We start from the raw sequence: 21,308 nt of genomic DNA on the forward strand, positions 1-21,308 counted from the left end.
GCAACAGGCAACGAGATCATCGGTGGCCCGTCACGTCGCTCGTTCGAGATGGGGCCGGGAGGTTTGCGAGACTGACGGGGTGAACACCGCCGTTCCCGCTCCGCGGGTCATCGCCGTCGTCGGCCCCACCGCGGCCGGAAAGTCCGATCTGGGCGTCGCGCTCGCGCAGCACCTGGGGGGCGAGGTCATCAACGCCGATTCCATGCAGCTCTACCGCGGTATGGACATCGGCACCGCCAAGCTCACCCCCGAGGAGCAGCAGGGCGTCCCGCACTGCCTCCTGGACATCTGGGACGTCACCTGCGCCGCCAGCGTCGCCGAGTACCAGCGGCTGGCCCGCGCCGAGATCGACCGGCTGCTCGCCGAGGGCCGCACCCCGGTCCTGGTCGGCGGCTCCGGCCTCTATGTGCGCGGCGCCATCGACGTACTCGAGTTCCCCGGCACCGACCCGGAGGTGCGCGCCCGCCTGGAGGCCGAACTGGCCGCGTCGGGCAGCGGCGCCCTGCACGCCCGGCTGGCCGCCGCCGACCCCGAGGCCGGCCGCGCGATCCTGCCGAGCAACGGCCGCCGTATCGTGCGCGCCCTGGAGGTCATCGAGATCACCGGCCGCCCCTTCACCGCCAACCTCCCGGGCCACGAAGCGGTCTACGACACCCTGCAGATCGGTGTCGACGTCGCGCGCCCCGAACTCGACGAGCGGATCGCGCGGCGCGTCGACCGCATGTGGGAGGCGGGCCTGGTCGACGAGGTGCGCCGGCTGGAGGGCGAGGGACTGCGCGAGGGCCGTACGGCCTCCCGGGCGCTGGGCTACCAGCAGGTGCTCGCCCAGCTCGCGGGGGAGTGCACCGAGCAGGAAGCGCGCGACGAGACGGTGCGCGCCACCAAGCGCTTCGCGCGCCGCCAGGACTCGTGGTTCCGCCGGGACCCGCGCGTCCACTGGCTCAACGGCGCGGCCGAGCACCGGGAGGAACTTCCGGGGCAGGCACTGGCGTTGCTCGAACGACCGGTCACAGCCTGATCACGTCATGGCATCGGGACGCTCCGGCCGTCATCCGGGCCCCTGAGGGCGTGTCATCATCGACCTTCGATCGAGGCATGCAGTCTGGAGTGGGGAGGGCGCGTGGCAATGGAGGCCGGCCCTCGCGACGGAGCGCAGCAACCGGACAGCGGCGCCGACACGGCTCCCCTCGCCGATGACGGCCCGGACACCGGCGACGGCCTGACGGGTCCCGACGGCGGCGTCGGCCGCCCGCGCACCGACCCCGACACCCTGGACGACTCCGACGCCCCGGGCTCCGGAGCCGACCGCCCCGGCGAGGGCGGCGAGTCCTTCCGCGAGCTGCGCCCGCCGCGCCGGCTGCGGCTGTGGCAGCTGGCGCCGATCGTGGCGCTCGCCGCCCTCGGTTCGCTGATGTTCGCCTTCCCGCTCGCCTTCGAGTTCGGCGGCGACGGCGGCGCCATGATCGCGATGCTCGGTCTGCTGCTGTGCTGCTGCGCCGCGGGCTGGGGCATGATGGCCGCCCGCCGCGTCGGCCACACCTGGCCCGGCCTCCCGGCGCCGGGCTCCGGCCGCCGCGCCTGCTGGCGCGTGGTGCTGATCTACACCGTCCTGGTGGCCCTCCCGGCCTCGCTGGCCATCTGGCGCGTGGCGCGGCTGCGCTGACCAGCGGGTGCGGTGCGGGCGGGTGTGCTGCGGGTGGGGTGCTGGGACGGGGGCCATCGCGCGCGGCTCGTTATTTTTCCCCGCCGCCCACCCCCCTTCGGGGGGTGGGCGGGTGTAGTCAGCACCCCTGAGGCCCCGCCCCGCCCCGCACCCCCCTTCCCGCCGCCCTCCCCGTACGATGCAGGGGTGACCAGCACGCAGCGCCTCGCCTTCCTCAAGGGCCACGGCACCGAGAACGACTTCGTGATCGTCCCCGACCCGGACGGGCGCCTCGACCTGTCCGCGGCCGCCGTCGCCAGGATCTGCGACCGCCGGGCCGGCCTCGGCGGCGACGGCCTGCTGCGCGTCGTACGCTCCGCCGCGCACCCGGAGGCGCGCGACCTGGCCGACGAGGCCGAGTGGTTCATGGACTACCGCAACGGCGACGGCTCGATCGCCGAGATGTGCGGCAACGGCGTCCGCGTCTTCGCGCGTTATCTGCTGCACGCCGGCCTGGTCGAGGCCGGCGACCTCGCCATCGCCACCCGCGCCGGCGTACGCCGCGTCCACCTCGCCAAGACCGGCGATGTCACGGTCTCCATGGGCCGGGCCGAACTCCCCGAGGACGGCGTCGTCGTCACCCTCGACGGCCGCAGCTGGCCGGCCCGCAACGTGAACATGGGCAATCCGCACGCGGTCGCCTTCGTCGAGGACCTGGCCCACGCCGGCGAACTGCGGGACGTACCGCCGTTCAGCCCCGCGTCGGTTTATCCCGACGGCGTGAACATCGAGTTCGTCGTCGACCGCGGTCCGCGCCATGTGGCGATGCGGGTCCACGAGCGCGGCTCGGGTGAGACCCGCTCCTGCGGCACCGGCGCCTGCGCGGTCGCCGTCGCCACCGCCCGCCGGGACGGCCTGGACCCCGCCGCGACCGGAGCGCCCGTCACGTACACGGTCGAGGTGCTCGGCGGCCGCCTCTCGATCACCGAGCGGCCCGACGGCACGGTCGAGATGACCGGCCCGGCCGAGATCGTCGCCGAGGGCACCTTCGACCCCGCCTGGCTGACCGCCGCGCTCGGCTGACCCGGCCCACGGCGTACCGGGCCCCGGGCCCGCCCCGAGAGGGGTTCCGGCCAAAAGATTCGCTCGAACGGGTGGTCCGCATCACGCTGAGCGAGAGGCGGGAAGCGGTGCGTGATGGGCTCGGTAGCATCAAGCACCGGCCCGGGCGCCCGATCTGACGCGTCACACCGCCGGTCGACGCTGCCGGAGGTGCCCATGAGCGCAGAGGCCACTAACCCTGGTAATCCTGGAGCAGCGGGCCGCAGGCGCGGCCGCCGCCGACTGGAACTCACCGGGCTGCGCCGCATCGGCCGCGCCGCGCTCCTCGGCCCGGCCCCGCGCGACGGCCTCCCGCACGCCCTCGAACACGTCGCCAAGGTGCACCGCGGCCACCACCCCGACGCCGACCTGGACACCCTCACCCGGGCCTACCTGCTCGCCGAGACCTCGCACCGGGGCCAGCTCCGCAAGAGCGGCGAGCCGTACATCACCCACCCCCTCGCGGTGACCCTGATCCTCGCCGAACTCGGCGCCGAGACCACGACGTTGACCGCCTCCCTGCTCCACGACACCGTCGAGGACACGGATGTGACACTGGATCAGGTACAGGACCTGTTCGGCGCCGAGGTCAGTTACCTCGTCGACGGCGTCACCAAGCTGGAGAAGGTCGACTACGGTGCGGCCGCCGAGCCGGAGACCTTCCGCAAGATGCTGGTGGCGACCGGCAACGACGTCCGGGTGATGTCCATCAAGCTCGCCGACCGGCTGCACAACATGCGCACCCTCGGCGTGATGCGCCCCGAGAAGCAGGCGCGGATCGCCAAGGTGACCCGCGACGTGCTGATCCCGCTCGCCGAACGCCTCGGCGTCCAGGCGCTGAAGGCCGAGCTGGAGGACCTGGTCTTCGCCATCCTGCACCCGGAGGAGTACGCCACCACCCGGGCCTTGGTCCTGGAGCACGCCTCCCGGCCCGACCCGCTCACCGCACTGGCCCGGCGGGTGCGCACGGTGCTCGACGAGGCCGGTATCGACGCCCAAGTCCTCGTCCAGCCACGGCACTTCGTCTCCGTGCACCGGGTACGCCTCGCGCACCGTGAGCTGACCGGCGCGGCCCTGGGCCGGCTGCTGGTGCTGGTGGCCGAGGACGCCGACTGTTATGCCGTCCTCGGTGAACTGCACACCTGCTTCACCCCGGTGATCTCCGAGTTCAAGGACTTCATCGCGGCTCCCAAGTTCAACCTCTACCAGTCGCTGCACACCGCGGTCACCTGCCCGTCCGGGGAGATCGCGGAGACGCTGATCCGTACGCACCAGATGCACCGGGTCGCCGAGGCCGGGGTGATCGCCCTCGGCAACCCCTACGCACCCACCGACGACGTGGACGCCCCCGAGGGCGAGCGGGCCGACCCGACTCGCCCCGGATGGCTCTCCCGCCTGCTGGAGTGGCAGCGCACCACCCCCGACCCGGACACGTTCTGGACCTCGCTGCGCGACGACCTCGCCCAGGACCGCGAGATCACCGTCTTCTGCACCGGCGCCCCGCCGGACGGCTCGTCCGGCGGCACCGGCGGCGTCATCGGTCTGCCCGCCGGGTCGAGTTGTGTGGACGCCGCCTACGAGCGGCACGGCGAGGGGGCGCACTGCTGCATCGGCGCCCGCGTCAACGGACGGCTCGCCACCCTCTCCACGGTCCTGCACGACGGTGACAGCCTGCAGCTGCTGATGGCACCGGACCCCACGGCCGGCCCCTCTCCCGAGTGGCTCGACCACGCCCGTACCCCCGCCGCCCGGCTCGCCATCGCCCGGTGGCTGGCCGGGTCACGGGAGTCCTGCGCCCGCCCCTCGGGCCCTGGCGAGGGGCTCCCCGGTGAGCCGTCCGCCGGCCGCCGCGCCGAGGAGCCCGACGGCCCCGCGGCGGACCCGGTCGTTCCCGCCTCGGTCCTCGCGGTCGCGGACCTGCCCGGCGCCGCGGTCCGGCTGGCGGGCTGCTGCACCCCGGTGCCGCCGGACGCCGTCACCGGCTTCGCCGTGCGTGGCGGCACGGTCACCGTGCACCGCGCCCTGTGCCCCGTCGTGGCCCGGATGGCGGCCACCGGCCGGCCGCCGGTCGGGGTGCGCTGGCGCGGCGCCGCCCAGGGAGGCCACGGCTGCCGGGTCACCCTCCTGGCCGAGGCCTTCAGCCGGCCGCAGCTCCTGGCCGATCTCACCGAGGCCATCGCCTCCCAGGGCGCCGCCGTGGTGTCGGCCGCCGTCGAACCCCCGCACGAACAGCGGGTCCGCCACACCTACACGCTGCATCTGCCCAACCCCGCCGGGCTGCCGTCCCTGATGCGCGCGATGCGTCAAGTGCCCGGCGTCTTCGATGTGTTGCGGGCGGGCAAGGCCCGGCAGCCCGCGGCCCTGCAGCCCTGAGCGCCCGGTACGTCCGCCGGCTGACGCCCCGTCGGGAGCCGCTCCGCCCGGCGGCGTAAAACGGGTGCCCGATCCGCCGCCCGTTCGGGTGCCGTTTGCCCCGTGACCCGCGGGGGACGGGGCCGCGTTGGTAGCCGTAGTGCATGTCCCTTCCCTTGCGCCGCCCGTCCCGCGATCCCGACCGCCCTGTCCCCGCCCTGTCCCGTGGCCCGAGCGGCCGGGGCCGCCGGACCGGGGTGCGGGCCGCCGCCCTCGGGCTGGCCGCCCTGGCCACCCTCGGGGTGGCCGAGCCGCCGGCCGGGCCGCAGGGCCTGGGCGACCGGCTCTTCCCCACCCTCGGCAACACCGGCTACGACGTCACGTCCTATGACATCTCCCTGGAGTATTCCGGCCACAACGACCGGCCGATGAACGCCACCACTGAGATCACCGCCCGCGCGACCAGCGAGCTCGACCAGCTCAACCTCGACTTCGCCCGCGGCGCCGTACGCTCCGTGAAGATCGGCGGCCTGGCCGCCCGGTACGAGCAGCACGGCGAGGACCTGGTGCTGACCCCGGCCTTCCACGTCTCCCGTGGACAGGAACTGAAGATCGCCGTCGAACACACCAGCAACCCCGCCGGCGCCGGCAACGGCGGCTGGATTCGTACCGCCGACGGGCTGGCGATGGCCAACCAGGCCGACGCCGCCCACCGGGTCTTCCCCTGCAACGACCACCCCTCCGACAAGGCGCTCTTCACCTTCCGCATCACCGCGCCGCAGCAGCTGACCGCCGTCGCCAACGGGCTGCCGCTGCGCCCCGGCACCCGGGGCGGGACCCGCACCTGGACCTACCGGACAGACCACCCCATGGCCACCGAGCTGGCCCAGGTCTCCATCGGGAAGTCCAGCGTGCTGCTGCGCCACGGGCCGCACGGCCTGCCGGTGCGCGACGTCGTCCCGACCGCCCACCGAGCCGCCCTGGCCCCCTGGGTGGCCAAGACACCGGGCCATCTGACCTGGCTGGAGCGCAAGCTCGGTCCCTACCCCTTCGAGGCGTACGGGGTGCTGATCGCCGACGCCCGGACCGGCTTCGAGCTGGAGACCCAGACGCTGTCGCTGTTCGAGAAGGCCCTGTTCACCACCCACCAGCTGCCCGACTGGTACGTCGAGTCCGTGATGGTGCACGAGCTGGCCCACCAGTGGTTCGGCGACAGCGTCAGCCCGCGCCGCTGGTCCGACGTCTGGCTCAACGAGGCCCATGCCACCTGGTACGAGGCCCTCTACGCCCAGGAGAAGGGCGGCACCCGGGCCTCTCTGGAGGCCCGTATGCGCCACGCGTACGAGCAGTCCGACGGCTGGCGCGCCGAGGGCGGACCGCCCGCCCGGCCCAAGGCCCCCAGCCCGGGGCAGAAGATCAGCATCTTCCGCCCGATCGTCTACGACGGCAGCGCGCTGGTCCTCTACGCCCTGCGGCAGAAGATCGGTCCGGCGGCCTTCGACCGGATCGAGCGCGAGTGGGTGTCCCGGCACCGCGACGGAGTCGCCGACACCGCCGACTTCGTCCAGCTGGCCTCCCAGGTGTCCGGGCAGGACCTCACCGGCTTCTTCCAGGCATGGCTCTACGGCGACCGGACCCCGCCGATGCCCGGTCATGCGCAGTGGAAGCCCCGGAAGAGCCCGGCCAAGCCCGGCCCGAAGGCGACCGCCCCCGGCCCCGGGGCCAAGGTGGCCGCCCCGACGCCCGGGGGTCCCAAGGGAGCCGCCCGAACCCCCGGGAAACCCGCGTGACGGCCCTCCCGGGGCGTGGGACCATCGTCAGGTCGGCACTGGCCGGCCCGGGAATCTCCGGGACGGCTCGGACGTTGACACCAGCGACGGCCGCGGGAGTCCCGCGACGGTCGCCCTGACGACAGTCCCGGTGGGGCCGCGAGGTCCCCGTGCGGGCTTCCCAACGACGCGAAGGATCAAATGACCTCCTCTTCTTCCCTTCCGCAGGACCGGCAGCGCCTCCCCGAGAGCCTTCGGGCGAACGCCCTGATGGAAGAGGACGTCGCCTGGAGCCACGAGATCGACGGGGAGCGTGACGGCGACCAGTACGACCGCTCCGCACGTGCCGCACTACGCCGTGTAGCGGGCCTCTCCACCGAACTCGAGGACGTCACCGAGGTCGAGTACCGCCAGCTCCGCCTGGAGCGGGTGGTGCTCGTCGGTGTCTGGACCACCGGCACGGTCCAGGAGGCGGAGAACTCCCTCGCGGAGCTCGCCGCCCTCGCCGAGACCGCCGGCGCCCTGGTGCTCGACGGCGTCATCCAGCGCCGCGACAAGCCCGACCCGGCCACCTACATCGGCTCGGGCAAGGCCCTGGAGCTGCGGGACATCGTGCTCGAATCCGGGGCGGACACCGTGGTGTGTGACGGTGAGCTGTCCCCGGGCCAGCTGATCCACCTCGAGGACGTCGTCAAGGTCAAGGTGGTCGACCGGACCGCCCTGATCCTCGACATCTTCGCCCAGCACGCCAAGTCCCGGGAGGGCAAGGCACAGGTCGCGCTGGCGCAGATGCAGTACATGCTCCCCAGGCTCCGTGGCTGGGGCCAGTCGCTCTCCCGGCAGATGGGTGGCGGTGGCTCCGGTTCGGCGGGCGGCGGTATGGCCACCCGTGGTCCCGGTGAGACCAAGATCGAGACCGACCGGCGGCGGATTCGCGAGAAGATGGCGAAGATGCGCCGGGAGATCGCGGAGATGAAGACCGGCCGGGACATCAAGCGCCAGGAGCGCCGGCGCAAGAAGGTCCCCTCGGTCGCCATCGCCGGCTACACCAACGCCGGTAAGTCATCCCTGCTCAACCGCCTGACCGGCGCCGGTGTCCTGGTGGAGAACGCCCTGTTCGCCACCCTGGACCCGACCGTCCGGCGGGCCGAGACACCCAGCGGACGCCTCTACACCCTCGCCGACACCGTCGGCTTCGTCCGCCACCTCCCGCACCACCTCGTCGAGGCGTTCCGTTCCACGATGGAGGAGGTCGGCGAGTCCGACCTCATCCTGCACGTGGTCGACGGCTCGCACCCGGTGCCGGAGGAGCAGCTGGCCGCGGTACGCGAGGTGATCCGCGAGGTCGGCGCGACGGACGTGCCCGAGATCGTGGTCGTCAACAAGGCCGACGCGGCCGATCCGCTGGTGCTCCAGCGACTGCTGCGCCAGGAGAAGCACGCGCTCGCCGTCTCGGCCCGTACCGGCCAGGGCATGGCGGAGCTGCTGGCCCTGCTCGACGAGGAACTGCCCCGGCCGAAGGTCGAGATCGAGGTGCTGGTGCCCTACACCCAGGGCGCCCTGGTCTCGCGGGCCCACGCCGAGGGCGAGGTCATCTCCGAGGAGCACACCGCCGAGGGCACGGTCCTCAAGGCGCGGGTGCACGAGGAACTGGCCGCGGAGTTCCAGCCGTTCGCGCCGGCGGCCTGACCGCCCCGTAGTACAGCGAAGCGAAAGGCCCGCCCCCGGGAGACCGGGGGCGGGCCTTCGTTCCGTTCAGGGGCGGGCGGTGCCGGCCGGGCACCACCCGCCCCGGGCGGCTACTGCTTGGCCGCCCACTTCTTGCTCATGTTGTCGAAGAGCGTCTTGGCCTCGGGACCCAGGTGCGGTCCGGCCGACCAGCGGGCCGGACGCGGGCCCATCGACATGTTGGAGATCAGCACCTGCTTGCCGTCCGAGCCCTTGGCGAACCAGGGGCCACCGGAGGAACCGCCGGTCATGGTGCAGCCGATCCGGTACATGGTCGGCTTCTGGGCGTCCATCGACAGCCGGGTCGGCTTGTCGGTGCACTGCTGCTGCGCCGCACCGTCGAACGGCGCCTCGGCCGGGTAGCCCTGTGCGGTCAGGCTCGGGATCTTCGCCATCGCCGGGGCGTTGAAGTCGACCTCGTAGGCGCCGCCGGCCATCTCCTCCAGCGACTTGCCGCCGGTGCCCTGCTCCGGCTTCACATGCATCAGCGCGTAGTCGTACGGAGCCATCGGGACACCCGGGACGGCGCCGCCGGCCTTGATCCACTGCTGGGACGTCGCCATGTCGTCCGCCCACCACTTGCCCGACGGGACCCGGTCCTCGAAGGGCTTACTCTTCAACTGGCCGGCGGTGCCGCCGGTCTTGTTGAAGTTCGGCACGAACATCATGTTGCGGTACCAGCCGCCGTTCTTGCCGGCGTGCACACAGTGCGCCGCGGTCCACACCAGGTTGGACTTACCGGGGTGCGCCGGGTCCTTGACGACGGTGGCGGAGCACCGCGAATCGCCCTCGGGGGTGCTGAACAGCAGCAGACCCACGCCGGGGGCGGTGGAGGTGTACGGGGTCTTCACGGCCCGGGCGGGGACGGCGGCGGGCTCAGGGTCGGTCTTGCCCTGGTCCTCGGAGATGTCCTCGGGCTTGCTGGGGTCCTGGGGCGGCTTGACCTTGTCGATCTTGTCCTTGTCCCAGAAGTCCTTGATGATCGGGTTGATGAACTCACCGGCCTCGCGGAGCCACTTGTCCCGGTCCCAGTTCTTCCACTCGCCGTTCTTCCAGTTGTCCAGGTTGACGCCGTGTTCCTTGAGCTTGTCCTGGATGTCCTGGGGAATCTTGAAGTCACCCCCGCCCGTGGAGTCCTGGGCCGCGGACTGGCTGGGCTGGGCGTCCGCGTTGCCGCCCTCCGGCCCGCAGCCGGTGGCAGTCAGCGCCATGACGGCGGTGAGAGCGGCGGCGGCCAGGACTGGCCGACGTATGGATCGCATGGGTGAGTTCCCCCTGATGAATCGGACTGAGCCGGGATGACACGGGCTGCTGGACACCGGACCCGTTCTTTGTCATGAACCTCAAGATCCCGGTGCAACACCCCACTATGCCGGTGACGATGGGGACGGCGGTACTCGGGTCCCCGGTTCCAGGCAGCCAAGGATCTTGCCGGCAACCGTGATCTCGCGTCGCCGCCGTCGTTGGTACGGACGGGGGACGGCCGGGCCCTTCGCGGGGCCCGCGGCCTTCCGCAGCTCACCAGCAGGAGGACACAACTGCCGTGGCGTTGACCGAAACCGTGCCGGCGGCGCCGGCCCACGAGGGGATTCTGCGCCGTCAGTCCCTGCGTGAGTCCGCCGCCCGCACCTATGCGCGCTCGCTGCCCATCGTCCCGGTGCGCGCCCGCGGGCTCACCATCGAGGGCGCCGACGGACGGCGCTATCTCGACTGCCTCTCCGGCGCCGGCACGCTGGCGCTCGGCCACAACCATCCGGTGGTGCTCGAAGCGATCCGCAGGGTCCTCGACTCCGGTGCGCCGCTGCACGTCCTCGACCTGGCCACGCCCGTCAAGGACGCCTTCACCACCGAGCTGTTCGCCACGCTGCCCGCGGAGTTGGCCGAAAACGCGCGCATCCAGTTCTGCGGCCCGGCCGGCACGGACGCCGTCGAGGCCGCCTTCAAACTCGTCCGCACCGCGACCGGACGGGACGGCCTGATGGCCTTCTCCGGCGCCTACCACGGCATGACCTCGGAGGCGCTCGCCGCCTCCGGGGGAGCGCGGCACACCAGCGTCGTCCGGCTGCCCTACCCGTACGACTACCGCTGCCCCTTCGGGACCGGCGGCGAGCGCGGCGCCGAACTCGCCGCGCGCTGGACCCGGAGCCTGCTCGACGACCACAAGAGCGGGGTGTCCCGCCCGGCCGGGATGATCCTGGAACCCGTCCAGGGCGAGGGCGGCGTGATCCCCGCACCGGACAGCTGGCTGCGGCGGATGCGGGAGATCACCGCGGAACGGCAGATCCCGCTGATCGTCGACGAGGTACAGACCGGGGTCGGCCGCACCGGCGCCTTCTGGGCGGTCGACCACAGCGGCATCGTGCCCGACGTGATCGTGCTGTCGAAGGCGATCGGCGGCAGCCTGCCGCTCGCCGTGATCGTCTACCGCGAGGAGCTGGACGCCTGGCAGCCCGGCGCGCACGCCGGCACCTTCCGCGGAAACCAGCTCGCCATGGCCGCCGGCGCCGCCACCCTCGCCCATGTCCGGGCCAACGGCCTCGACCGGCGGGCCGGGGAGCTGGGCGCCCGGATGCTCGACCGGCTCACCTCCCTCGCCACCGCCCACGACTGCATCGGCGACGTCCGCGGCCGCGGCCTGATGCTCGGCGTCGAACTCGTCGACCGCGACGCCGACGCCGATGCCACCGGCGCCCGCCCCGCCGCCCCCGAACTCGCCGTCGCCGTCCGCGACGCCTGCCTGGACCGCGGCCTGATCGTCGAACTGGGCGGCCGGCACTCCGCCGTCGTCCGGCTGCTGCCGCCCCTGACCATCACCGACGAACAGGCGGACGCGATCCTCGACCGCCTCGCCGACGCCATCGCGGCGGCGGTCCGCACCACCCCCGGGCCGACGGGCTCGTCCCCCACGACCATGCGAGGCACCACCCCATGAACGAACACCTCGGCCCCGACGCCGGCCAGCCCGCCGAGCGGGTCCCCGCCCACCAGGGCGCGGGCACCATCGAGTCGGTACCGCGCCAGCAGCGCCGCGCCCCGGACGAGACCTGCCACCAGCAGCCCCATGAGCACCCGGACCGGTCCGTCCCCGGCCCGCACGACCGCACCCGCACCGGCGACCACGACCCGCTCGACCACCCGGACCCGGCCGTCGCCGCCGACGCCGCCGGCATCGAGCACCTGCTGCGCTGCTGGATCAGGGAGAGCGGCACCCACCACCCCGCCGAAGGACGGCTCCGCCTCCCGCTGCAGGCCGCGGCGAGCGCCCTGCTCGTCCCGGTCCGCTACTGGTCACCCACCGGCTGGCACCGCCTGGGCGCCCCCACCCTCGAAGGCGCCCCCGCCGGCGCCGCCCCGCTGGACGCCGTCACCCTCGCCGCACTGCTGCGCCGGGAGGCCGCGCACGGCGACCGGCGGGCCTCCGACGGCGGTGAGCACCGCGTGGCGGACGGCGGTGAACAGCCGGAGCCGGACGGCGCTCCGCAGCAGTCACCGGACGGCGACGGCGCCGAACTCGTCGGCCGGGTCGCCAACTCCGTCCGCAACGTCGCCGCCTTCCTCACCGACCGGCGCGCCCGGCCCGCCGACGACCACGGCGCCCTCTTCCTCGAAGCCGAACAGTCCCTCCTCCTCGGGCACCCGCTGCACCCCACACCCAAGAGCCGCGAAGGCCTCTCCGACGCCGAGACCCGCGCCTATTCGCCCGAACTCCGCGGCGCCTTCCCGCTGCACTGGACGGCCGTGCACCGCTCGGTGCTGGCCGCGGACTCCGCCTGGACCGAACGCGGCAAGCCCGTGGCGGCCGGGCAGCTCACCGCGGACCTCGCGGGGAGCGGCTGCCGGGTCCCCGACGGCACCGTGGCGCTGCCGCTGCACCCCTGGCAGGCCAGGGAACTCGCCGACCGCCCCGACGTCCTCGCCCTCCGCGAGGCCGGTCTGCTGCACGACCTCGGCGCCCACGGCCCGCTGTGGCACCCCACCTCCTCCGTCCGCACGGTCTACCGCCCCGGCGCGGACGCCATGCTCAAGCTCTCCCTCGGGCTGCGCATCACCAACTCCCGCCGGGAGAACCTCCGTAAGGAACTGGCCCGCGGGGTCGAGGTGCACCGGCTGCTGCGCACCGGCCTCGCCAAGCAGTGGCAGACCGTCCACCCCGGCTTCGACATCGTCCGGGACCCGGCCTATCTTGCCGTCGACGGACTCGACGGCGCACCCGTCCAGGGCTTCGACGTCGTCATCCGCCACAACCCCTTCAGCACCACCGACGACGCCGTCTGCGTCGCCGGCCTCACCTCCCCCCGGCCCTGGCCCGGCCGCTCCGGAGTGCGCTCCCGACTCGAGGACCTCGTGCTGACACTCGGGGCCCGCACCGGCCGTCCCCTGGGGGCGGTGGCCACCGAGTGGTTCCTGCGCTACCTCGAAGCGGTCGTCCGGCCCGTGCTGTGGCTCGACGGCACGGCCGGCGTCGTGCTGGAGGCCCACCAGCAGAACACCGTGGTCCTGCTGGACCCCGACGGCTGGCCGGTCGGCGGCCGCTACCGCGACAACCAGGGCTACTACTTCCGCACCTCGCGCCGCGCCGAACTGGAACGACGGCTGCCCGGCATCGGCGTGGCCAGCGACACCTTCGTGCCCGACGACGTCACCGACGAACGCTTCGCCTACTACCTCGGCATCAACAACGTCCTCGGCCTCATCGGCGCCTTCGGCTCCCAGTGCCTGGTCCGCGAGGAGATCCTGCTCGCCGCCTTCCGCCGGTTCCTCGCCGACGCCGCCGCGGCCCCGCGGGAGCACCGCTCGCCGCTCCCGGAACAGCTCCTGGCCGCCCGCACCCTGCGCTGCAAGGCCAACCTGGCGACCCGGCTGCACGGCCTGGACGAACTCGTCGGCCCGGTCGAGACCCAGTCCGTCTACGTCACCCTGACCAACCCCCTCGCCCCCTAGCCGCCCACCGCGAACCCCGACAGCAGACCCCCGCCCCCAGCCCCCGGCGCCGGCGCCCCGCGACCCATACGGCCACGCGGCACGCGGCCACGAGAGGAGAGCGTCGCCGTGCCACCCACCGAACCCGGCCGCAGCCTCGGCTCCGACGGCCCCCTCGGCCTGCAGGCCCCGCCCCCGGAATGCCGCGCGGCGTCCGACGACGGCCCGCCGCCGGGGTCCCCGGGCGCCCCGGCCGACGGACTCCTCGACAACCCGGCGGGCTGGGGCGCGGCCGACACCCCCGCCGGGCCGTTCGCGCTGGTGCCCGTCCGGCCGGACCGCGATCTCGACCGGATCGTGGGCTGGATGAACGACCCGGCCGTGGCGGCCTTCTGGGAGCTGGCGGGCCCGCCGGAGACCACCGCCGCCCATCTGCGCGAGCAGCTCGACGGCGACGGGCGCAGCGTGCCCTGCCTGGGGGTGCTGGCCGGGGTCCCGATGAGCTACTGGGAGATCTACCGCGCCGACCTCGACCCCCTCGCCCGCCACTACGCCGCCCGGCCCCACGACACCGGCATCCATCTGCTCATCGGCGGGTCCGGCGACCGGGGGCGCGGGCTGGGCAGCACCCTGCTGCGCGCCACCGCCGACCTCGTCCTCGACCACCGCCCGCGCTGCACACGGGTCGTCGCCGAGCCCGATCTGCGCAACACCGCCTCCGTCGCGGCCTTCCTGAGCGCCGGCTTCCACTACGCCGAGGAGATCGAACTTCCTTCGAAACGGGCGGCGTTGATGGTCCGCGACCGCGCCCGCCGCCACCTGCTCTGACGCCGCGGCCGTCCGCCGACGGTCCCGCTCCGGTCCGCCGTCCACCGCGCTGCCCCGGTTGTCCCCCGTACGAGCCGGGGCGGTCCCGCTTCGAGGAGTCCCGCCTTGTCTCCTGAGCCCCAGCCCTCGCACCGCGCCTGGCAGCACGCCGCGCGCCGACTGTTCGCCAAGACCCTGGCGGAGTTCGCCTACGAGGAGATCCTCAGCCCCGAGCCCGACGGCACCGCCCCCGACGGCACCCCGCAGTACCGCCTGCCGGTCTCCGACACCCTCGTCTACCGCTTCCGGGCCCGGCGCGGCGCCTACGGCCACTGGCGCGTCGACCCCGCTTCGATCACCCCGGACACGGACCCCTTCCGCTTCCTCACGCACGCCCACGACACCGTGCTGGGCCTGTCCGGCGACACCACCGGCCACCTCATCCGCGAGCTGACCGCCACCCTCGCCGCCGACACCCGCCTCGATGCCACCGCGCTCAGCGCCGCCGAACTCGCCGACCTGGACTACGCCTCCCTCGAAGGCCACCAGACCGGCCACCCCTGGCTCGTCGCGAACAAGGGCCGGCTCGGATTCTCCGCCGCCGACGCCGCGACCTGGGCCCCTGAGGCCCGCACCGCCCGGCGCCTGCCCTGGCTCGCCGCGCACCACGGCATCGCCCATTACCGCGGTATTCCCACCCTCGCCACCCCCGACCGTCTCTACGGCGAGGAACTCGACCCCGCCACCCGTCACGCCTTCGCCCGCACCATCGCCGACGAGGGCCTCGACCCCGCCGACTACCTCTATCTCCCCGTGCACCCCTGGCAATGGGACGAGACCATCGCCCCGCTCTTCGCCCCGCAACTCGCGGACAGATCCATCATCGCGCTGCCCACTGACAACGACCTCCGTCTGCCGCAGCAGTCCATCCGCACCTTCCTCAACCTCAGCCGGCCCGAGGCCCGCACGGTCAAGCTGCCGCTCTCCATCCTCAACACCCTCGTCTGGCGCGGCCTGCCCACCGAGCGCACCCTCGCCGCGCCCGCCGTCACCCGCTGGGTCCACGGCCTGCGCGACGCCGACCCCTATCTGCGCGACGAGACCCGGGTCATCCTGCTCGGCGAGACCGCGTCCGTCACCGTCGAGCACCCCCTCTACGACCGGCTGCCCGGCGTCCCGTACCAGTTCAAGGAGCTGCTCGGCTGTATCTGGCGGGAGCCGGTCAGCCGCCACCTGGACCCCGGCGAACGCGCCCGCACCCTGGCCGCACTGCTGCAGACCGACCCCCGGGGCCGCGCCCTGACCGCGGAGCTGGTGCGCCGCTCGGGGCTGGCCCCGCGCGCCTGGCTGGCCCGGCTGTTCGCCGCGCTGCTGCCGCCGCTGCTGCACTTCCTCTACCGCTACGGCACGGTCTTCTCCCCGCACGGCGAGAACGCCATCGTCGTCTTCGACGAGCACGACGTCCCCACCCGCCTCGCGGTGAAGGACTTCGTCGACGACGTCAACACCAGCTCCCGCCCGCTCCCGGAGCACGACTCCATGCCGGACGACGTACGGGCGGTGCTGCTGACCGAACCGCCCGCCTTCCTCACCCAGTTCATCCACTCCGGCCTGTTCGTCGGCGTCTTCCGCTACCTCGCACCGCTGTGCGCGGACCAACTGGGTGTGCCCGAGGCCGAGTTCTGGTCACTCGTCCGGGCGGAGATCCTGCGCCACCACGAACGCTTCCCCGCTCTCAAGGAGCGGTACGAGACCTTCGACCTGCTCACCCCGCGGATCGCGCGGCTGTGCCTGAACCGCAACCGTCTGCACGTGGACGGCTACCGGGACCGCACCGACCGGCCGCACGCGGCGGTCCACGGCACCGTCCCCAATCCGCTCCACATGCCGTGACGGACCCGGCTGTCAGTGGTCCCGCGTAGGCTTGCCACGCTATGACGAAGCCCTCCCTCCCCGATCTCCTGCACGCCGCCGTGACCGCCGTCGGCGGCACCGAGCGCCCCGGCCAGGTGGCGATGGCCGAGGCCGTCGCCGAGGCCGTGGACGACCAGGCCCATCTGCTGGTGCAGGCCGGCACCGGCACCGGCAAATCCCTCGGCTATCTGGTCCCGGCGCTCGCGCACGGCGAGAGAGTGGTCGTCGCCACCGCCACCCTGGCGCTCCAGCGCCAGCTCGTTGAGCGTGATCTGCCGCGGACGGTCGAGGCCCTGCATCCGCTGCTGCGCCGCCGCCCCGAGTTCGCGATGCTCAAGGGCCGCTCGAACTACCTGTGCCTGCACCGCCTCCACGAGGGCGTCCCGCAGGAAGAGGAGGACGGCCTCTTCGACGTCTTCGAGCAGGCGACACCGACCAGCAAGCTCGGCAAGGACCTGTTGCGGCTGCGCGACTGGGCGGACGAGACCGAGACCGGCGACCGTGACGCGCTGACCCCCGGGGTCTCCGACCGTGCCTGGGGCCAGGTCTCGGTCTCCTCCCGGGAGTGTCTGGGCGCCTCGAAGTGCGCGTACGGGGCGGAGTGCTTCGCCGAGGCCGCCAGGGAGCGCGCCAAGCTCGCCGACGTGGTCGTCACCAACCACGCGCTGCTCGCCATCGACGCGATCGAGGGCGCCCCGATCCTCCCGCAGCACGAGGTCCTGATCATCGACGAGGCCCATGAGCTGGTCTCCCGGGTCACCGGCGTCGCCACCGGCGAGCTCACCCCCGGCCAGGTCAACCGCGCCGTCCGCCGCGCCGCCAAGCTCGTCAACGAGAAGGCCGCCGATCAGCTCCAGACGGCCTCGGAGACCTTCGAGCGCCTCATGGAGCTGGCCCTGCCCGGCCGCCTCGAAGAGATCCCCGAGGATCTCGGCTACTGCCTGATGGCGCTGCGGGACGCGGCCCGTACGGTCATCTCGGCGCTCGGCTCCACCCGCGACAAGTCGGTCCAGGACGAGGACGCCGTCCGCAAGCAGGCCCTCGCCTCGGTGGAGAACGTCCACGCCGTCGCCGAGCGCATCGCCAACGGCTCCGAGTACGACGTGGTCTGGTACGAGCGCCATGACCGCTTCGGCGCCTCGCTCCGCGTGGCTCCGCTGTCCGTCTCGGGCCTGCTGCGCGAAAAGCTCTTCGAGGACCGCTCGGTGACCCTGACCTCCGCCACCCTCAAGCTGGGCGGCGACTTCAACGGGGTCGCCGCCTCCCTGGGCCTGGCTCCCGAGGGCACGGAGGGCGAGGACGCCCCGCCCTGGAAGGGCCTGGACGTCGGCTCCCCGTTCGACTACTCGAAGCAGGGCATCCTGTACGTCGCCAAGCATCTGGCCCAGCCGGGCCGGGAGGGCAGCCGTACGGACATGCTCGATGAGCTCACCGAGCTGATCGAGGCGGCGGGCGGCCGCACCCTCGGCCTCTTCTCCTCGATGCGCGCCGCCCAGGGCGCCGCCGAGGAGCTGCGAGGCCGGCTGGACGTGCCGATTCTCCTCCAGGGCGAGGAGACCCTCGGCGAGCTGATCCGCGCCTTCGCCGACGACGCCCGTACCTGCCTGTTCGGCACCCTCTCCCTCTGGCAGGGCGTCGATGTGCCGGGGGCGAACTGCCAGCTGGTGGTGATGGACCGGGTGCCGTTCCCGCGTCCGGACGACCCGCTGATGAGCGCCCGGCAGAAGGCCGTGGAGGAGAACGGCGGCAATGGCTTCATGGCGGTCGCGGCGACGCATGCGGCCCTGCTGATGGCCCAGGGCGCCGGCCGGCTGGTGCGCGCCACGGGCGACCGGGGTGTGGTTGCGGTCCTCGATCCCCGGGTGGAGCGGGCCCGCTACGGCTCCTTCCTCCGCAAGTCGATGCCCGAGTTCTGGTACACCACCGACCGCAACCAGGTCCGCCGCTCGCTGGCCGCCATCGACGCGGCGGCAAAGGCTTCACAGACAGACGCCTAGGGCTTGTCCGGCCGATCATGTGACTGTGCTGTGTCCGGGTCGTTGTTGTGGGCATGGGGCGGGGTGATCTGAGCGATGCGGAGTGGGAACGGCTGCGTCCGTTCTTGCCGGTGAGCAACAGGCGTTGTGGCCGGTGGCGGGATCACCGGCAGGTCATCGACGGGATTCTCCATCGGGTGCGGACCGGTGTGCAGTGGCGTGACCTGCCCGAACGGTTCGGCCCGTGGAAGACCGTCTATGAACGGCACCGATTGTGGTCGGCCGATGGCACCTGGGAACGGCTGTTGCAGCAGGTCCAGGCCGAGGCTCATGCCGCGGGTGAGATCGACTGGGACATCTCGGTCGACTCCACGATCATGCGCGCGCACCAGCACGCGGCCGGTGCTCGCACCTGCCCGCCGCCGGCCCCCGCTTCAAAGGGGGCCGAAACGGCAGAACACCAGGACGAGAGGCCGTGGCAGAGCCTTCACGGCCGGCTGGCGGAGGTGGTGAGGGAGGTGAGGGCCTGGGCCGCTCGCGTGGCGGGTTCACCACCAAGCTCCACCTGAGCGCGGACGGCCGCTGCCGTCCGCTGTCCCTGCTCCTCACACCCGGACAGTGGGCGGACTGCACGCAGTTCAAGCCCGTTCTGGAGAAGATCCGTGTCCCCCTGGCGGGGCCGGGCAGGCCACGGAAGAAGCCTGACAGCGTCGCGGCCGACAAGGCATACAGCAACGGCCCGTGCCGCCAGTACCTGCGGCGAAGGGCCATCCGGCACACGATCCCGGAGAAGACCGACAGCCAGGCCGCCCGCCTGCGCAAAGGCTCACGCGGCGGACGGCCACCCGGCTTCGGCGAAGAGCGCTACAAGAAGCGCAACACCGTCGAACGGGCAATCAACAGGCTCAAGCAGTCCAGAGCGGTGGCCACCCGGTACGACAAGCGCGGCTACGTCTTTCTCGACACCGCAACAGCAGCAGCCCTCGCCATCTGGCTCCGAACATGATCGCCCGGACACGCCCTAGGCGGCGCACCACCCGCTCTTGCGCCGCAGCCCTCAATGGAGCACCCCCACCGGACCGCGACCACCTCCGCGAGAGCGGCGCCGGCTCAGGCGCGACAAGCAGAGCCCCGGAACCGGCGCAGTGGTTCCGGGGCTCGGTCGTGAGCGGTGGGTCAGACGCGGCGCAGTACCGCCACCACCTTGCCGAGGATGGTCGCCTCGTCCCCGGGGATCGGCTGGTACGCGGAGTTGTGCGGCAGCAGCCACACATGGCCGTCCTCGCGCTTGAAGCGCTTGACGGTGGCCTCGCCGTCCAGCATGGCGGCGACGATGTCCCCGTTCTCGGCGACCGGCTGGCGGCGGACCGTGACCCAGTCGCCGTCACAGATGGCGGCTTCGATCATGGAGTCGCCGACGACCTTCAGCACGAAGAGTTCGCCGTCGCCGACGAGCTGGCGGGGGAGCGGGAAGACGTCCTCGACCGACTCCTCGGCGAGGATCGGGCCGCCGGCGGCGATCCGGCCGACCAGCGGAACGTAGGACGCGGCGGGCTTGCCCGCGGTCTCCGTCGCGGCGGTGCTGGTCTGGTCCGAGCCGCGTACCTCGTACGCCCGGGGGCGGTGCGGGTCGCGGCGCAGGAAGCCCTTGCGTTCGAGCGCCATGAGCTGGTGGGCGACGGACGAGGTGCTGGACAGGCCGACGGCCTGGCCGATCTCGCGCATGGACGGCGGGTAGCCCCGCCGCTGCACGGAATCGCGGATCACCTCGATCACCCGGCGCTGGCGGTCGGTGAGTCCGGAGCTGTCGGCCCGGATGCCCGGTGGCCTGCCGGGCAGGGCGCGGGCGGGCTTCTGCTCTTCGGAATCCGACGTGGCGTCGTCCATCGGCCGCTGTGCCTTCTGCGGGTGCTCGAACCGGCTCTGGGAGTGGCTTTGTGCGGTGATGGTCGCGGTGTCTGCGGTGGTGGTCACGTCGGCCCCTCTCGAAATGTTCTCCCTAGTTAGCCAACGGTAGTTGCTTTCGAAAGGTTGCGCCAAACACACGTTCGAGTGAAATATTCGCCGATTGCTACCCGGATCAAGAGGCTGGGTGTATGGCCGAGTGACTTTTCGAGTCCCCGGCGGGGCGCGTCGGCCCGGATTCCTGGTCGCACGGCGAGCCGTGCCGCCGTCGTACGGAGACTCGTGGACCGCCTGTCCCGACCCGGCCGATTCTGTCATCCCGGCCCCGCCGCGCCGCCCGCCGGGTGGCTTCCCGTACTCTCGTGGGCGACCGCCCGGCCCGCCTCCGCCACGACACGCGGTAGGCAGATGTAAGCGGCCCGACACCACATCTAGTGGTTAGATGCGTTCGGTCACCCAGAAGTTGTGGTGCCTGGTCCCTGAGGGGGTCGGGAATCGCCTATGCTGGTGGCTGCTCCGAAGGGCCCGTACGGACCGGCCGGAGGTCTGTCGCCGTACGCCGGGCTCGTTGGCGTACGTACGTCCGTATATCACAGGGTGAGGAGGGTGGAGCCATGCACTGCCCCTTCTGCAGGCACCCGGACAGCCGCGTCGTCGACAGCCGCACCACGGATGACGGGACGGCGATCCGCCGGCGCCGCCAGTGCCCCGACTGCTCCCGCCGTTTCACGACCATCGAGACGGCGTCACTGATGGTGATCAAGCGGAGCGGGGTCACCGAGCCCTTCAGCCGCAACAAGGTCATCGCGGGAGTGCGCAAGGCGTGCCAGGGCCGACCGGTCACCGAGGACGCCCTCGCCAAGCTCGGCCAGCGGGTCGAGGAGGCGGTGCGCGCCACCGGCAGTGCCGAGCTGTCCACCCATGACGTCGGGCTCGCCATACTGGGTCCGCTGCAGGAACTCGACCTGGTCGCGTACCTGCGCTTCGCGTCCGTCTACCGGGCGTTCGATTCGCTTGAGGACTTCGAGGCGGCCATCGCCGAGCTGCGGGAGCAGCGCGAGCAGGGGCCGCCCGGGCAGGAATGCGGGACCGAGGGGGAGGCCGGCGGCCCGGCCGTCCCCGTGCCCGCCACCACCGCCGACTGAGCTCGGCGCACATCCAGGACCTGTACCGGGGCGAGAGCAGGGCGTCCCG

At 72.7% G+C, this 21,308-nt stretch carries 14 protein-coding genes and 1 pseudogene; 13 read left to right on the forward strand and 2 right to left on the reverse strand.

Translation table 11 applies throughout. From position 1 onward, the window contains the following. Positions 1 to 79: 79 nt before the first annotated feature. The 6 genes from miaA (at position 80) to hflX (ending at position 8,553) form a co-directional block, all read left to right on the forward strand. Positions 80 to 1,018 (forward strand): tRNA (adenosine(37)-N6)-dimethylallyltransferase MiaA, encoded by a 939-nt coding sequence (gene miaA / locus ACGFN2_RS29825; protein WP_393365627.1) that lies wholly within the window; start codon positions 80 to 82, stop codon positions 1,016 to 1,018. Between the two features lie 108 nt (positions 1,019 to 1,126). Beyond that, positions 1,127 to 1,663 (forward strand): hypothetical protein, encoded by a 537-nt coding sequence (locus tag ACGFN2_RS29830; RefSeq protein WP_393365629.1) that lies wholly within the window; start codon positions 1,127 to 1,129, stop codon positions 1,661 to 1,663. Positions 1,664 to 1,849: 186 nt separating this feature from the next. Next, the gene (gene dapF, locus ACGFN2_RS29835) at positions 1,850 to 2,725 is read left to right on the forward strand and encodes a diaminopimelate epimerase (protein WP_393365631.1); all 876 of its coding nucleotides are present in this window, start codon (positions 1,850 to 1,852) and stop codon (positions 2,723 to 2,725) included. Between the two features lie 195 nt (positions 2,726 to 2,920). Then, on the forward strand, positions 2,921 to 5,116 hold the full coding sequence (locus ACGFN2_RS29840) for a RelA/SpoT family protein (protein WP_393365633.1): 2,196 nt from the start codon (positions 2,921 to 2,923) through the stop codon (positions 5,114 to 5,116). Between the two features lie 143 nt (positions 5,117 to 5,259). Continuing rightward, the gene (locus tag ACGFN2_RS29845; protein WP_393365635.1) at positions 5,260 to 6,885 is read left to right on the forward strand and encodes a M1 family aminopeptidase; all 1,626 of its coding nucleotides are present in this window, start codon (positions 5,260 to 5,262) and stop codon (positions 6,883 to 6,885) included. Between the two features lie 180 nt (positions 6,886 to 7,065). Next, the gene (gene hflX, locus ACGFN2_RS29850) at positions 7,066 to 8,553 is read left to right on the forward strand and encodes a GTPase HflX (RefSeq protein ID WP_362605301.1); all 1,488 of its coding nucleotides are present in this window, start codon (positions 7,066 to 7,068) and stop codon (positions 8,551 to 8,553) included. Positions 8,554 to 8,663: 110 nt separating this feature from the next. Here the strand turns inward: hflX and ACGFN2_RS29855 are convergent, their stop codons facing one another. Beyond that, entirely contained in the window at positions 8,664 to 9,854 is a 1,191-nt protein-coding gene (locus ACGFN2_RS29855) for a trypsin-like serine peptidase (protein ID WP_393365637.1), read from the reverse strand. A gap of 281 nt (positions 9,855 to 10,135) precedes the next feature. Between ACGFN2_RS29855 and ACGFN2_RS29860 the strand changes: the two genes are divergently transcribed. The 6 genes and pseudogenes from ACGFN2_RS29860 to ACGFN2_RS29885 all read left to right on the forward strand — a co-directional run bounded on the left by ACGFN2_RS29860 (position 10,136) and on the right by ACGFN2_RS29885 (position 19,215). Next, positions 10,136 to 11,524: a diaminobutyrate--2-oxoglutarate transaminase family protein gene (locus ACGFN2_RS29860; protein WP_362605297.1), complete on the forward strand. Its 1,389-nt coding sequence runs from the start codon at positions 10,136 to 10,138 to the stop codon at positions 11,522 to 11,524. Continuing rightward, the gene (locus ACGFN2_RS29865) at positions 11,521 to 13,533 is read left to right on the forward strand and encodes an IucA/IucC family protein (RefSeq protein WP_393365640.1); all 2,013 of its coding nucleotides are present in this window, start codon (positions 11,521 to 11,523) and stop codon (positions 13,531 to 13,533) included. Before ACGFN2_RS29860 ends, ACGFN2_RS29865 begins: the two co-directional genes overlap by 4 nt. Before the next feature lie 108 nt (positions 13,534 to 13,641). Continuing rightward, positions 13,642 to 14,340: a GNAT family N-acetyltransferase gene (locus ACGFN2_RS29870; RefSeq protein WP_393365642.1), complete on the forward strand. Its 699-nt coding sequence runs from the start codon at positions 13,642 to 13,644 to the stop codon at positions 14,338 to 14,340. 105 nt (positions 14,341 to 14,445) lie between these two features. Then, a complete protein-coding gene (locus ACGFN2_RS29875) occupies positions 14,446 to 16,212 on the forward strand; it encodes an IucA/IucC family siderophore biosynthesis protein (protein ID WP_362605292.1) in 1,767 nt (588 codons plus the stop codon). A 41-nt stretch (positions 16,213 to 16,253) separates the two neighbouring features. Then, entirely contained in the window at positions 16,254 to 18,230 is a 1,977-nt protein-coding gene (locus ACGFN2_RS29880; protein WP_393365644.1) for an ATP-dependent DNA helicase, read from the forward strand. Between the two features lie 53 nt (positions 18,231 to 18,283). Further along, a pseudogene (locus ACGFN2_RS29885) lies at positions 18,284 to 19,215 on the forward strand (IS5 family transposase). Between the two features lie 170 nt (positions 19,216 to 19,385). Here ACGFN2_RS29885 and lexA read toward each other — a convergent pair. Further along, positions 19,386 to 20,183, reverse strand: a complete 798-nt coding sequence (gene lexA / locus ACGFN2_RS29890; protein ID WP_362605288.1) for a transcriptional repressor LexA — start codon at positions 20,181 to 20,183, stop codon at positions 19,386 to 19,388. Between the two features lie 545 nt (positions 20,184 to 20,728). On the opposite strand from lexA, the gene nrdR reads away from it, so the two are divergent. Beyond that, complete coding sequence (gene nrdR / locus ACGFN2_RS29895; RefSeq protein WP_362605286.1) at positions 20,729 to 21,259, forward strand: transcriptional regulator NrdR; 531 nt, start codon at positions 20,729 to 20,731, stop codon at positions 21,257 to 21,259. Positions 21,260 to 21,308: the final 49 nt, after the last annotated feature.

Source organism: Streptomyces sp. NPDC048612, assembly GCF_043199295.1.
Lineage (GTDB): Bacteria > Actinomycetota > Actinomycetes > Streptomycetales > Streptomycetaceae > Streptomyces.

Excerpts from the sequence above, each read along its gene's own strand:
- ACGFN2_RS29855 (WP_393365637.1), bottom strand. The coding sequence starts at position 9,854 with ATGCGATCCATACGTCGGCCAGTCCTGGCCGCCGCCGCTCTCACCGCC.
- ACGFN2_RS29865 (WP_393365640.1), top strand. The coding sequence starts at position 11,521 with ATGAACGAACACCTCGGCCCCGACGCCGGCCAGCCCGCCGAGCGGGTC.
- ACGFN2_RS29840 (WP_393365633.1), top strand. The coding sequence starts at position 2,921 with ATGAGCGCAGAGGCCACTAACCCTGGTAATCCTGGAGCAGCGGGCCGC.
- nrdR (WP_362605286.1), top strand. The coding sequence starts at position 20,729 with ATGCACTGCCCCTTCTGCAGGCACCCGGACAGCCGCGTCGTCGACAGC.
- ACGFN2_RS29880 (WP_393365644.1), top strand. The coding sequence starts at position 16,254 with ATGACGAAGCCCTCCCTCCCCGATCTCCTGCACGCCGCCGTGACCGCC.
- ACGFN2_RS29845 (WP_393365635.1), top strand. The coding sequence starts at position 5,260 with ATGTCCCTTCCCTTGCGCCGCCCGTCCCGCGATCCCGACCGCCCTGTC.
- hflX (WP_362605301.1), top strand. The coding sequence starts at position 7,066 with ATGACCTCCTCTTCTTCCCTTCCGCAGGACCGGCAGCGCCTCCCCGAG.
- ACGFN2_RS29830 (WP_393365629.1), top strand. The coding sequence starts at position 1,127 with ATGGAGGCCGGCCCTCGCGACGGAGCGCAGCAACCGGACAGCGGCGCC.